The sequence below is a fragment of the Paenibacillus polygoni genome (assembly GCF_030263935.1).
GTDB classification, from domain to species: Bacteria; Bacillota; Bacilli; order Paenibacillales; family Paenibacillaceae; genus Paenibacillus; species Paenibacillus polygoni.
The window spans coordinates 1,233,293-1,246,642 of sequence record NZ_CP127162.1; the positions used below are offsets into that span (position 1 = coordinate 1,233,293).

Genomic DNA, 13,350 nt, shown 5'->3' on the forward strand with positions numbered 1-13,350 from the left:
TTGGGTAAAAAGATTGTCCGGTTTAGTTCCGATTGTCTTGGTTAATATACCACGTAGAGGGCGGAAATGCACGAATACAGCCCGTTAGCAATTCGCATTCGTTAGATCGATCATGGTAAGCTACTTGTATATAGAATAGAAAAACATCTATAGAGGGAGAATACACAACATGAAGATGAAAAAAATGTGGTTTAAATGGATGGCAGGAATGACTTTAGTCAGCGTATTACTCGCAGGATGCAGTACAACAACGGTAGATAATAACGGAGATGGTTTGAAAGACCAAGATGAACCTCAAGTCATAAAAGTCGGGGTACCTGCCGGTTCCGCGAAGGAAATGGTAGAGAAGACGATGAAAGATCTCGTTGAAAAACAAGGCTCCAAATTGGAAGTTGTCGAGATCAGTAACCCGGATGAATCTTTATCGGAACTGACGAAAGGTTCGATTGATGCTTTTCTAAATACATTTACCAATAACAGTGATAATGCTGTGACATCCATTATTGCCGTGCCGACAGAGCCGCTTGCACTTTATTCGAAAACGGTTGCTGACGAGGATGCTATTGCGAAGAACAGCACGATCTTTCTTCCAGAAGAACCGATTCTGCTGACTCGCTCATTATTAATGCTTGAAGATGAAGGGGTAATTGGGATTCGTACCGGCGCTTCTTACACGGACATGTCAATTGATACGGCGGTAGAGGAGAATCCAAAGAACATTACGCTAAAAACCATGCCCGTAAGCGAATTGGGACAAGCAGTAACAGACGAGAGTACAGAACTCGTGTTGATGCCTGTTACGATGGCAGCAGAAGCTGGATTTACGGATAAAGATGAGCTCGATACAGAGGATATTCCTGAGAATCTGAGCAATCGACTCGTTGTACGTGCAGCAGATCAGAATGCTACCTTTGCCCGTACGCTTAAAGAAGTCGTTCAATCTGCAGAATACAAGAAGCTGCTTGATCAGAACTTCCCAGAATATGACGAGCCAGAGTGGATGGATTAAACAACAGTTCGAATGAATCCATAATTAACTAAATCAATCTCTTACTACAATTAAAATAAAAAGGTACTCCCTTATCGTTCGTACGTGAACGCAAAAAGAAGTACCGAGACTGCAGACAAACTAGCTTACACTAGTCTATCTGCAGTCTTTTTAATTTTTAGCAAATCTCAATCGATCTGATTACTTGTGCTTATTCAAGATATCGAAAATAATGCGTGCGTTATCTGTGTTATCGATCAGTCCCGCAAACCGATCTTTCCCTGGTCCATATGCGTACACAGGAACATCATCGCCTGTATGTCCGCCCGTTGTCCAGCCGGTAAAAGAACGGTTATTAAAGATGGCTTCAATCGCGTTATCAATATCGGTTACCTTTTTCTCTTTCGCTGCATCTTGTACAGACTTGATCTCTTCTGCGGTCAGTTCAAGCTCAATATATTTCTTAAGTGTATCTTCCACAGAACTTCCTGCTGCAATTTGTGCGGCCATAAAATCAGGCGTGCGTTTCGCTGCTTTAATTGGTGCTGCAAGGAAATTGTATTCGCCGTCTTTTCCAAGCGTAAGTCCGCCGGTGGAATGATCGGCTGTAGCAACGACCAGCGTTTCACCATCTTCTTTTGCAAAATCAATAGCGGTCCTAAAAGCCTTCGCAAAGTCTTCCATCTCACTCATCGAACCCACGATATCATTATCATGACCTGCCCAGTCAATCTGGCTGCCTTCGATCATAAGGAAAAATCCATTCTCACTTGTATTCAATCGATTAATCGCCGCATTTGTCATTTCTGCGAGAGAAGGAGTCTCACTCGTACGGTCGATCATTTTATCAAGACCGCCATCGGCAAACAAACCCAGAATTTGGTTGTTGTTATCTTTCAGTAAAGCACTGCGATCCGTAACGTAGCTAAATCCCGCACGTTGGAATTCTTTCGTCAAATCACGATCTTCTCTTACGAAATTGGATTTCCCGCCCCCAAGCAAGACATCCACTTTATGTTTTCCATTCACAAGTTCATCGAAGTAATCATCTGCGATCGCATCCATGTTTTTACGGCTGATATCATGTGCACCAAAGGCAGCAGGAGTGGCATGTGTAATTTCAGAAGTAGCGACAAGGCCGGTTGCTTTTCCGTTTTCTTTGGCCCTCTCGAGCACCGTTTTTACTTCGCTATGATCGTTATCTACCGCAATGGCTGCGTTATACGTTTTGACTCCAGCTGACATCGCCGTTGCCGCAGATGCAGAGTCCGTTACATTCTGGTGCTCATCTTCAGGATACGTCATTTGTGCGCCTATGAGGTATGGATCGAACTCGGTTTTCTCCATGAGGGGAGTAGAAGGGTTATCTTTCATATAGCGGTAAGCTGTCGTGTAAGGAGTCCCCATCCCATCACCAATCAGAAAAATAATGTTCTTAATTTTCTTCGTCTCTACACTGATTGCATTCACCCTGTCTACAGCATGTGATTGTCCTGCAGAAAGAAGCGTCGAAGCCGCAAGCGTGATCCCGAGAATGGCGGGCACCAGTTTTTTTGTTTTTTTATGTAACATGTTCATATTTCCTCCTCTTCATCAATTGGGAAAAGATTGTAGTTATGTATTGATTAATTGAACAATAACACTGGAATGTAAAAACAAAACCCCATCTTAATCAGCAGAATATTAATATTATTTATTTTTGTTAAAACGGGGACGAAATCTGAGAAACTTCCAAGATCTATGCTTGCACAGTGTATTATCTTGTTAAATCTGCTGTTTATTCTCTATTCAACACCTTGATGTAAGTGTGTGTTATTCGGTACACTTAATAGAATGAACGGATGAAAGTACGAATGGTCATACGAATGGATAAGATGAAGTTTTCTTTTCCTGAAAATACAGGAGAAGGTGAGGAGTTTTTGAAAGATGAGTATTCAGACAAAAACAATGGCAGAAGCGCAGGAGATGCTGCAAACTTATTTTGGATATCCTGATTTTCGGGAGGGTCAGAAAAAGATTGTAGAAAGCCTGCTTCAACATAACGACACACTCGGCATTATGCCGACAGGCGGCGGGAAATCGATCTGTTACCAGATTCCGGCTTTGCTGTATCCGGGTCTGACTTTGGTTGTGTCACCGCTGATTTCATTAATGAAGGATCAGGTCGATGCACTGCTTGCCATGGGCATTCCTGCTGCTTATATCAATAGTACGCTGAGCGGACGTGAAGTGAATGACCGGATCAGAGCTGCTCGCAGCGGTGAACTGAAGATGCTGTATGTTGCACCGGAGCGGCTTGAACTGGACTGGTTCCGTGATGAAATGGCAGAACTTCCGATTTCTTGTGTAGCAGTGGATGAGGCTCACTGTGTATCGCAGTGGGGGCATGATTTTCGGACGAGTTATCTATCGGTAGCTCCTTTTGTGGAATATTTGCCGGAGCGCCCGATTGTAGCCGCCTTTACTGCAACCGCAACTCCGGCAGTAATGGAAGATATCCTAAGACTGCTGCGTTTACGTAATCCGGAGACGTTTGTCACAGGACTAGGGCGAGATAATCTTGCGATGCAGGTCCTGCGCGGGGAGAACAAAAAAGAATATGTAATGGACTATGCCCGTGAACATGCGGACGAAGCGGGGATTATCTATGCTGCGACACGTAAGGATGTAGATGATCTGTACAGCCGTTTGCAAGAGGCCGGAATAGCGGCAGGGCGTTATCATGCAGGAATGACAGATGAAGAGCGCGCAGCAAGTCAGGAAGCTTTCTTGTTCGATGATCTAAGAGTGATTGTGGCAACGAATGCATTTGGGATGGGTATCGATAAAAGTAACGTGAGATATGTGATCCATTATAATATGCCGAAAAATATGGAAGCCTACGTTCAGGAGGCAGGACGTGCAGGTCGGGACGGCGAACCGAGTCAGTGTATCCTGCTGTTCAGCGCGCAAGATATCATGACTCAGAAGTTCCTGCTGGAGCAGGGGGATGCAGATCCTGAGCGCAAGCGCAACGATTATCGTAAGCTTCAGCAGATGATTGATTATTGTTATACGACGAAGTGTCTGCGCAGTGCGCAACTGGACTATTTTGGAGAGGCTCATGATGATACGGGCTGCGGAATTTGCAGTTCTTGTACGGATGATCGGGAACTCATTGATATGACCGTTGATGCCCAAAAGATTTTCTCCTGTATTCACCGGATGAGAGAGCGTTTTGGCGTGTCGCTTGTGTCGATGGTACTCAAAGGTTCGAGAAACAAAAAAGTGCTGGAATATGGTTTTGACAGTTTGCCTACGTATGGAGTGATGTCGAATCGTACGGAAAAAGAAATCTCTGAAATCATTAACGTACTCGCCTCTGAAGGATATCTTGCTTTGTCGGAAGGACAGTACCCCGTGCTGAGACTTCAGCCGCTTGCGGTCGAAGTACTGAAAGGACAGCGCGAAGTGATGCAGCGAGTGGCGAGAGTAAGTGTGGCTTCTTCAAGAAGCAGCAGATCTTCTAGAACAAGTAAACGAGATATGTCTCCATCTGCGGTGAACGAGACAATATTCGAACAGCTGAGACTGATTCGCCGTGAAATGGCAGAGCGGGAGCATGTACCGTCCTATATTATTTTTAATGATGCAACGCTTCGAGAGATGAGTGTGGTATGTCCGCAGAGCGAACGTGACATGCTGAAGATTAAAGGGGTCGGAGAAGTGAAGTACCGGAAATACGGACAACCTTTTCTCGATTTCTTCTTGAACCAAGGAAGTAGTGAAGTAGAAGCACCAGCTTATGATCCTTTTGAATTCTAATGGCAATAGAAGATAAGTGATAAATACAGGGCACTATGATGAGTAATTCCACTACGGTAAAGGTTGTGCGCATATGAAAGTAATTTTATCGACGCTGAATGCGAAGTACATTCATACTTCTCTTGCAATTCGTTGCTTGAAGGCTTATAGCGAAAAAGATTTTGATATTGAGCTTGCGGAATATACGATCAAAGACCCGGTGATGAACATCGTGTCAGATCTGTATCAACGCGGAGCCGATGTGATTGGATTCTCTTGTTATATCTGGAACATTGAAGAGACGATCAAAGTAATTAATATTCTAAAAAGGGTTATGCCTGAGGTGAAAATCATCCTTGGCGGACCTGAGGTATCCTATGATGTGGAGCACTGGATGAATCGTCTTCCGAACGTTGATTTCATCGTGGTCGGTGAAGGAGAAGAGACATTCCATCAGCTTTTGCAGGAGATTGAAGGGAAGCAGAAATACCACTTTGTATATGGACTCGCCTACCGTAAAGGGGAAGAGGTGATCGTGATGCCAGGCAGGCCGAAAGCCGACCTGAACGAACTGCCTTCTCCGTATCGTTTTCCTGAAGATGTTCCGGATCTCGGAAAACGAGTGGTTTATTTTGAGACAAGCCGCGGTTGTCCGTTTAACTGTCAGTTCTGTCTATCGAGTATTGAAGTTGGGGTAAGGTACTTTGATATTGAACGGACGAAAGCAGATATTCTGTATCTGATCGAAAATGGTGCGAAACTCATCAAATTCGTGGATCGGACGTTTAATATTAAGCGGGATTATGCACTAGAGATGTTCGAATTCCTAATTCAAAATCACGGGGGCTGCGTGTTCCAGTTCGAAATTACAGCAGACATTATGCGTCCGGAAGTGCTGGACTATCTGGCGGAGAATGCACCTCCTGGGGTGTTTCGTTTTGAGATTGGGGTTCAGTCCACGAATGACCCGACGAATGAACTTGTAAAACGCCGTCAGAACTTTACGAAGCTTAGCCGGACGGTAAGCAAGATTAAAGCCAGCGGAAAAATTGATCAGCATTTGGACCTCATTGCCGGTCTGCCGCTCGAAGATTACGATACATTCCGTAAAACGTTCAACGATGTATTTGCACTGGGACCAGAAGAACTCCAGCTTGGTTTCCTTAAAATGCTGCGCGGAACGGGGCTTCGTCTTGACGCAGACAAATACAACTACACGTACATGGATCAGGCACCGTATGAAATTTTGGGCAGTGATGTGCTTCCTTTTAGTGATATTGTGAGATTGAAACGTCTTGAGGATGTACTTGAGAAGTACTGGAATGCACACCGTATGGACCATACGCTTAAATATCTGATGGAGCAGGAATTCCCGTCTCCGTTCGACTTCTTCCAAGCCTTCGGCGACTACTGGGAAGGACAAGGATGGCAAAAGATCGGTCATCAGCTTGAGGATCTATTTACCCGTCTTCGTTCATTCCTAGAGCAGCGGGGGACGAAACAAATGGATCTCATCCTGGGTCTGATGAAGCTCGACTACTTCCTTGGTCACAAGTACAAGCCGCGTAAAATCTGGTGGGATTTTACGATGGAGAAGAGCGACTGGGCGTCGTATATCAAACGTCTCGCGGAGCATCCGGAAGACGTATCGCCTGAATTTGCTAAGCTTTCACTAAGTGAACGAGATCTTCAGAAACATGCGGTTCTGGAAGTGTTGCCGTTCCACTTGGAACGTGTACTCGCTGGTGTAACACCAGAGGATGCAAAAGGGCAGACCCTTCTCGTTACGATCTATCAGCAGAATGAAGATCAGAAGCCGGTGTATTTTACCTTGCCGCTGGGAGCGGTAGCGAAGTTGATTTAATGATGGAATGATGTAGGAAATAGATATGGATATTAATATCGATATTGATATCGATCTTGAATTTTGATATCCATTAAGGATAATTGATTAAAAGTAAAAAGTCCCTAACCATAGAATGAATGTTGTTGTTGTCGTTTGTATGGTTAGGGAATTTTTTAGTAGTGACCTGCCTTAGATAATAAAAAGATATGAAGCATTTAATTGTTTATTTGCTGTCAATTCAGTCAGAGAGGTGTATTTTTGAAAGGGTTTCTAGTTTTTATTGGACTTATTATTATTAATGGTGTTTTAATTCTGTTTGTAAATTTTGGCGGTCTATTACTGATCGACTTAGCTTTCATCATGACCCTTCTTGTGCTTATGTATGATAATCAGAAGATAATCTTGCGGAAATTAAATCGTAAAAAAGATACTCCGGAACAAAAGAGCTTGCTCGCCCAAAGGGAAACAGCTGAGCAGAATTTTGATCAAAATGATCTTCCGAGTATCGATGAAGTAAAAGAGTTGAATGAGCGATAATATACTTACTAAGATGTACAGACCCTAGACCACTGCCTTTTTTATTAGGATAGTGGTTTTTTGTTGTTACGCACGTATTAATGACCTTTCTTTCTTGTTTGAAGCGGGTGCCGTATTACCTCTTATTGGGCTGGATCTAACCCACCTGAGGAGGTACATTATGTCCGTTCTCCAAGCATAACGTTAAAAAGAAAAGTAAGGAAAGAGCAAACCAGAGCAAACAAGAGAAAACAAGGAAGAGCAAACAAACCAGAGAAAACAAAGAAGAGGCCGCCTGTACTTCTAAACAGTGACCTCTTCTTTAATGTTCAATTCGTTATGGGATGCGTGATGGTTGACTCTACTAGGTGCGGGTGTACTTTGGTATACACTGAAAGCTACTCGAAGTTACTTGAAGCTGCTTTATAAGGGCTGAACAAGGGCTGAAGTTAACCGGTGATATCACGCCGTAACGTGAACAGATCTTTAAGCGCCTCGGTTGACAGTTCGGTAATCCAGTTCTCCGTACTGGATATGACATTGTCGCTGAGTTGCTGTTTGCTCTCAAGCATTTCATCAATGTGCTCCTCAAGCGTACCTAGCGCGATGAACTTGTGTACCTGTACGTCCTTAGTCTGACCCATACGATAAGCACGGTCGGTCGCTTGATTCTCTACGGCTGGATTCCACCAGCGGTCAAAGTGGAACACATGATTGGCTGCTGTCAGGTTAAGCCCTACGCCTCCCGCTTTAATGGAAAGAATAAATACGTTCGGTTGTTCAGCAGGCGGCAGGGTACGGGATTGAAACTGTTCAATCATCCGGTCGCGAGCCATTTTGGAAGTACTCCCATTTAGGTAAAGTACAGGCTCTTGCAGTTCCTGCTGAAGCGTCTGCTTCAGAATCTCTCCCATACCAATATACTGTGTGAAAATAAGGCAACGTTCGCCTTCTTCACGAAGCTCTCTGACCATCTCAAGCAAGCGCTCAAGTTTGGACGAACGGCTGATTAACATGTCCGTGTTAAACGGACTGTCCGGATCGTCCTGAATACCAGGGATAGACTCTTTTGTTAACAATACTGGATGATCACAGAGCCGCTTCAAATGGGTAAGGGTTGAAAGTATTGCCCCTTTTCTTTCGATCCCCTCCAGCTCTTTCATTTTGTTCATTAAGTCGTTAACGGCCTGGTCATAGAGAGCGCTCTGCTCGGCAGTCAGTTTAATATAGGTTTTCATCTCATTCTTATCCGGTAGATCGAGCTGAATTGCAGGATCCTTCTTCTTCCGGCGGAGCATAAACGGTTTGACGAGCTTTTGCAGTTGGATTGTCTTTTGCTCATCTTGGTCTTTCTCAATCGGCTGAATGAACCGAGCACTAAATGCTCGTGCTGTTCCCAAATAACCTGGGTTTATGAAATCATAGAGAGACCATAGCTCTGAGAGCCGATTTTCTATAGGCGTTCCCGTAAGCGCGATCCGATGTTTCGCTTGGAAGCTGCGGACAGCAGTGGACTGTTTCGTTTGTGCGTTTTTGATATTTTGAGCTTCGTCCAAACAGAGCGATTCCCACGTAACTGTACTCAGTAATTCTTGATCAAGCGTTGCTGTGGCAAAGGAGGTAATAATGACGTCCGCTTGCCCGAGAAGCGCCTGAAAATCATCCCCGCTTGCGCGATTACTCCCATAATGAAGCTTGACCCGAAGGGACGGAGCGAAACGGCTTATTTCTTTCTGCCAGTTGCCGAGTACCGATGTTGGACATATTAAAAGGGAAGGATTTACGGGATCTACAGCTGCGTTGGTCTCTTTTAAATGTAATAAATAGGTGATAAACTGCAGCGTTTTACCGAGACCCATGTCATCTGCCAGACAAGCCCCTAGACCGTAGTTACGCAGGAAGACAAGCCACGAAAACCCATCATATTGATACGTTCGCAGTTCCGCCTGAAGACTATTTGGAACGCTGAGCTTCGGCCACTCCGATTGTCGCCCTAATTGGTTGATAAGCCTTGTCAGATGTTCATTTAGCTCGACACCAATCTGAATGCGCTCATTGTCCTCATCATCCTCTTGATCTGCTTTTTTCGGGGCACGCCCGCTATAGGAAACTTGACTGTTCTCGAGTAGATGCAGATGTAATATATCTTGGAAAGATAACCCCTGGGAGCTGTCTACCCCTGCCATCGCTTGGGAAATCTGTGCTAAGAGAGCCGGGTCAAGCGGAATCCATTGTCCTCGAAACTGCACTAATCTCTCATTGCGAGCCACAAGTTCAGCAAACTCCGCTTCGGTGAACTGAGCGTCACCAATGGCAATACGCCAATCAAATTGAATGATGGAATTTAGTCCGAAAAATGACTTCCCTTTGCCTGCTTGTCCTTCGCTATCCCCTTCATCTGCTCGAACCTTAGCCCGAAGTTTAGGACGTCTGCGACTAGCCGCTTCCCACCAAGCAGGAAGGAGTACCTGCCAGCCTGCTTCTAATAAACGACGGCTGTCTACCGTTAGAAATTTCCAAGCGGCCTCATCGGACAGCGGTTTACTAAGGACATCTCCGCTATGTTCGGCCCATTGTTCCTTAGGCAGACTTGCACGTAAATGCTCCAGCCATCCAGATGAGCGTTCAATAATGTGGCTTGACCAAGAATCCGGCCACCCGCCAGAGACATGTCCATCTTCAGCAAGGCGCACAGGAATAAGAATCACGGGATCGATTTTATCTTGTAATACAAGCTTAAGTCGCCATGTAGGGTCATCATCGTCTGGTTCCAGTAACTGTAGTAAGAGACGGAAAGGAGCAGCATCTGCTCTCCAGCCAATCGAAACGAGCCAGGCTTGTTCATTTATACCAGCTACCGCACGATCTTTGGTGAAGAGTAATGGATACTCCGTGCGTAGATCGGAAGCAGTAACTTCGGTTCCATAATAGCGATAAAACACGGCAGACGAGAAAGCTGCGTTTAATCCGGCATAATCGCTTGGATGATTGTCTTTTAATTGCTTTAATGCAGCGGTGGCTGCTGTAGGTAATGTTTTTATGTCCCAGGTCCAGGCGAGTTTTCCTTGCCGGAAGGCAGTAAAGCTAGGAATATATTGTCTTTCTTCAATACATACATTCAAAATCGAGGCAAACTCAATCCACTGCGCAGCTTCTTCATCCCACTGCCATTCGATATGCTGCAGCAGCCTGCGTTCGGCTAAGAAGGGGAGAACATGCTCTGCTGGGAGAATAATAAGTTCAACCTCATTGACCTGCGTTATTTCGAGTTCCGTACCATACATCGTTGGCTCGTGCCAGGCAAATAGACGATGTTTTAAATCCATTCCTGGTACATATCTATTTGCTGCGGTCAAACCGTAAATCAGAGCATCTCCATAGGTGCTGAGACTGATATGGACGGTAATGGTTTCTGTGTATTGACTCATGGTATCAGTTTCCCCTTTCGAAGCTCCTCTTGCAGTGCACGCAGACGACTATGACGGTTAGCAAAAGTAGTGATAAACTCTTCCCATCGTGTTTCTTGTTTCATTTTTAGATACAGCTTGGATAATCGTTTTAGTAGTTTCACGGCTGCTTTATAGCCATCTCTATTTTTAAGCAGAATATATCTTTCAACCGCTTGATGATAGAAAGGCAATAGCAGTTCGGGTGCATTTTTCTCTATCGGTTTTAGGACGGTGACACGGAAATCCAGAGGCTCTGTACCGCTGCTTAGCTGAAAATCCATCCACTGCTGCCATTTGCTATGAGCGAGCAGGGTTTCTTCATATATCTTCCTTGAAAAAGGAAGCATGCGGACAAGGCTGTCCCACAAATGCTGCTCAGAATCGGAACTTGAGGAATGCTGAATAACCTGTTCCCACAGGTTCACATATGCCTCAATATGCTGCTCCCGAGGTCTGCTAAGCATCATCGGACCGATGGCAAGTAGCCAGTCTTGCAGCCGTGACCACTGCTCTTTTCCAGATAGAATCTGCAGAAAAAGAAAGAAGCGCTCAGGAGGAATAACTCCTTTGTCATTGGCCTGCCGAAGCAGGTCCAAAGCAGGTTCATCCTGATCTAAAAAGAAGTGGATTTGGCTTTGAGCTAACAACCAAGGCAGCTTGGCAAGCGAGGTTTTAAGCTCATTTTCTGCGGATTTTAACTGATCTAGTTCCTCTTCGTACATTGACTTGTTTTTAAGGTTAGGATGAATCCAGTGCAACCAGAGCAGATCATAAGTGGCGGAAAAATAACGGAGGTTATTTGATTCCACCAGCATACGGCTCCGTAAGTAGTCAGAAGTTTCTGACACACGAGACCAATGCACCGGTTCGTCCCCGATCATAAGCGGCTCAGCCAATATCCGTGTAATTTCTTTTTGTACATCATCCGCAGCCACCTGTGTGTGAAAGCCGATGAACACATTTCGGTGCATTTTTGGATTCTGCAGGGGCCTTACCAGTTTATCAAGCACAAACACTTGGGCATGGAGCTTATACAGCTGGTCCAAGACAGGTGAAAGCTCAGGTTGCTGCTTATAGATGGAAGCTAGAGCTTCCTGTGCATATTGAACGTTAGGGCTGTCAGTTCCTACGGAGGAGGTGCACAGCTTGAAAAAAGCATGCCAATCTTGGATGGGCATGGACGGTAACTTACCTGCTAGCTCCTGCAATTGTAACTGTTCAGCGGTGTTTCTTTTGCGAACACTATTCTTTGGTTCTACACCTATTTCTACATCTAGTTCTGCATTTAGTTCTGTATTTGGCCTTGCATTTGAAGGTTGTTGGTTAGATGTTTTAGCAGGACTCGTAAGATAGGTAGATCTATCTTGCTGGGTAAGCGTCGCTACTGAATGGCTATTTACAATTGCATGAACCGATCGTCCATATTGATTCACATAAGCAAGAAGTACGGCAACCATATGTTTACAATAGGATGGAACGGAACAGGTACAATGACTCTCGGATAAATTATCTAGATTGAGCGTAACTTGGTACCGCTCCTCATCCTTGCCTTCAACAAAGCCTTCTATATGTTCGGGATTGGATATTTTCATAAGATGGGCAAGCTCTTGTTTATACTGTTCAAAGCCACGTTTTATCGTAATATCATTGAAGCTTCCCCGAATCCTTTGAATGAGCGTTTGCCACTCTGTTTCATCAAGCATATATTTTAAGTTCATTATTAATCTCCTATGGGAGTGTAGTGTTTATCTATTATAATCAAATTCGTATATTTGAGAAATTTCCTCTAATGAAAAAATGGGGCTGATATTTAGGATAACGGTATGAGTTCGTAAGGGCAACTTTGATAGCGTGTAGAAGAACAATTTATAAGAGTGAATGAGCGCATCGTCTAGAATAATAGACTCGGGATGAAATAGATAAATGAAATTGGTGAAGCCAATGCCGAAATGAATGTCGAAGTGAATGATCAAGCCAATGCTAAAGCTAAAGCCTAAGTGAGCAACGGACTCAGTAAACAATTCTCTTTGAGTTCGAACCACCATCCCTAAATCGTTCGAAGCTATATAATGACATATAATAATAGAGGCAAGATCATAGGAATTAGGAGGACATTAAAGGATGCACACACATAACTATTTACAGTATCAAGATGAGTTACAGCAGCTTGCCACACTATCAGACGTAATATGTTGGGGAACCGTTACGGCGAGATTTTGCCTAAATGGAGTTCAAAATGAAGACCTGATCAGTAACATCAGCATAATTCCCGTTGTGGGAGATCAGTATGTAGTCATGCAGCTGGAAGATGGCAGGTGGGAACTGATTGGCGGAACACTCGAGCCGAAAGAGGCTTACATGGACGGACTACGAAGAGAATTAATGGAGGAGATTGGAGCGGAACTACTAAGCTACCATCCATTTGGTCATTTTCAGTGTACATCAACTTTGGAAGCCCCTTATCGTGCACATATTCCGCATCCGCATTTTGTAAGGCTGCTCGGATATGGAGAGGTGAAATTAGTAAGTAAACCTTTGAATCCAGAAGATGGGGAACAGGTATCATTGGTAGAGCTCGTAGATATTGATGAGGCCGTACGTAGGTTTGAGGAGATAGGTAGATATGATATCGCAGAGATGTACCAGCTGGCACATCGGGTTAGAATGAGCTATGAGAGTATGGGGGAATAAGAGAATAGAACAGATGCATAGAGATACATAGAGAGAGATAGATAGAGATAGATAGAGAGTGAGTCCTCTGCCTGACT

The 13,350-nt window shown here is 44.4% G+C and carries 8 protein-coding genes; 5 read left to right on the plus strand and 3 right to left on the minus strand.

The window, feature by feature from the left end; genetic code table 11:
* Positions 1–169 precede the first annotated feature (169 nt).
* The gene (locus QPK24_RS05890; protein ID WP_285746978.1) at positions 170–1,009 is read left to right on the plus strand and encodes a MetQ/NlpA family ABC transporter substrate-binding protein; all 840 of its coding nucleotides are present in this window, start codon (positions 170–172) and stop codon (positions 1,007–1,009) included.
* 180 nt (positions 1,010–1,189) lie between these two features.
* Here the strand turns inward: QPK24_RS05890 and QPK24_RS05895 are convergent, their stop codons facing one another.
* Complete coding sequence (locus QPK24_RS05895; protein WP_285746979.1) at positions 1,190–2,560, minus strand: alkaline phosphatase; 1,371 nt, start codon at positions 2,558–2,560, stop codon at positions 1,190–1,192.
* Between the two features lie 354 nt (positions 2,561–2,914).
* Between QPK24_RS05895 and recQ the strand changes: the two genes are divergently transcribed.
* From recQ to QPK24_RS05910, 3 genes are all read left to right on the plus strand, one after another.
* Positions 2,915–4,792 (plus strand): DNA helicase RecQ, encoded by a 1,878-nt coding sequence (gene recQ, locus QPK24_RS05900; protein ID WP_285746980.1) that lies wholly within the window; start codon positions 2,915–2,917, stop codon positions 4,790–4,792.
* 73 nt (positions 4,793–4,865) lie between these two features.
* Entirely contained in the window at positions 4,866–6,635 is a 1,770-nt protein-coding gene (locus tag QPK24_RS05905) for a B12-binding domain-containing radical SAM protein (protein ID WP_285746981.1), read from the plus strand.
* Positions 6,636–6,875: 240 nt separating this feature from the next.
* Entirely contained in the window at positions 6,876–7,154 is a 279-nt protein-coding gene (locus QPK24_RS05910; RefSeq protein WP_285746983.1) for a hypothetical protein, read from the plus strand.
* 428 nt (positions 7,155–7,582) lie between these two features.
* Here the strand turns inward: QPK24_RS05910 and QPK24_RS05915 are convergent, their stop codons facing one another.
* Both QPK24_RS05915 and QPK24_RS05920 read right to left on the minus strand, forming a co-directional pair.
* A complete protein-coding gene (locus tag QPK24_RS05915) occupies positions 7,583–10,561 on the minus strand; it encodes a DEAD/DEAH box helicase (RefSeq protein WP_285746985.1) in 2,979 nt (992 codons plus the stop codon).
* The gene (locus QPK24_RS05920) at positions 10,558–12,300 is read right to left on the minus strand and encodes an SWIM zinc finger family protein (RefSeq protein ID WP_285746988.1); all 1,743 of its coding nucleotides are present in this window, start codon (positions 12,298–12,300) and stop codon (positions 10,558–10,560) included. Before QPK24_RS05920 ends, QPK24_RS05915 begins: the two co-directional genes overlap by 4 nt.
* Positions 12,301–12,703: 403 nt before the next feature.
* Here QPK24_RS05920 and QPK24_RS05925 point away from each other — a divergent pair, with 403 nt between their 5' ends.
* Positions 12,704–13,273 carry an NUDIX hydrolase gene (locus QPK24_RS05925; protein ID WP_285746990.1) on the plus strand — a complete coding sequence of 190 codons (570 nt, stop codon included), beginning with the start codon at positions 12,704–12,706 and terminating at the stop codon, positions 13,271–13,273.
* The last annotated feature ends 77 nt before the right edge of the window (positions 13,274–13,350 follow it).

What these genes read in the sequence shown, in the direction of transcription:
- recQ (WP_285746980.1), top strand. Translation starts at nt 2,915, where the DNA reads ATGAGTATTCAGACAAAAACAATGGCAGAAGCGCAGGAGATGCTGCAA.
- QPK24_RS05920 (WP_285746988.1), bottom strand. Translation starts at nt 12,300, where the DNA reads ATGAACTTAAAATATATGCTTGATGAAACAGAGTGGCAAACGCTCATT.
- QPK24_RS05915 (WP_285746985.1), bottom strand. Translation starts at nt 10,561, where the DNA reads ATGAGTCAATACACAGAAACCATTACCGTCCATATCAGTCTCAGCACC.
- QPK24_RS05905 (WP_285746981.1), top strand. Translation starts at nt 4,866, where the DNA reads ATGAAAGTAATTTTATCGACGCTGAATGCGAAGTACATTCATACTTCT.
- QPK24_RS05895 (WP_285746979.1), bottom strand. Translation starts at nt 2,560, where the DNA reads ATGTTACATAAAAAAACAAAAAAACTGGTGCCCGCCATTCTCGGGATC.
- QPK24_RS05890 (WP_285746978.1), top strand. Translation starts at nt 170, where the DNA reads ATGAAGATGAAAAAAATGTGGTTTAAATGGATGGCAGGAATGACTTTA.
- QPK24_RS05925 (WP_285746990.1), top strand. Translation starts at nt 12,704, where the DNA reads ATGCACACACATAACTATTTACAGTATCAAGATGAGTTACAGCAGCTT.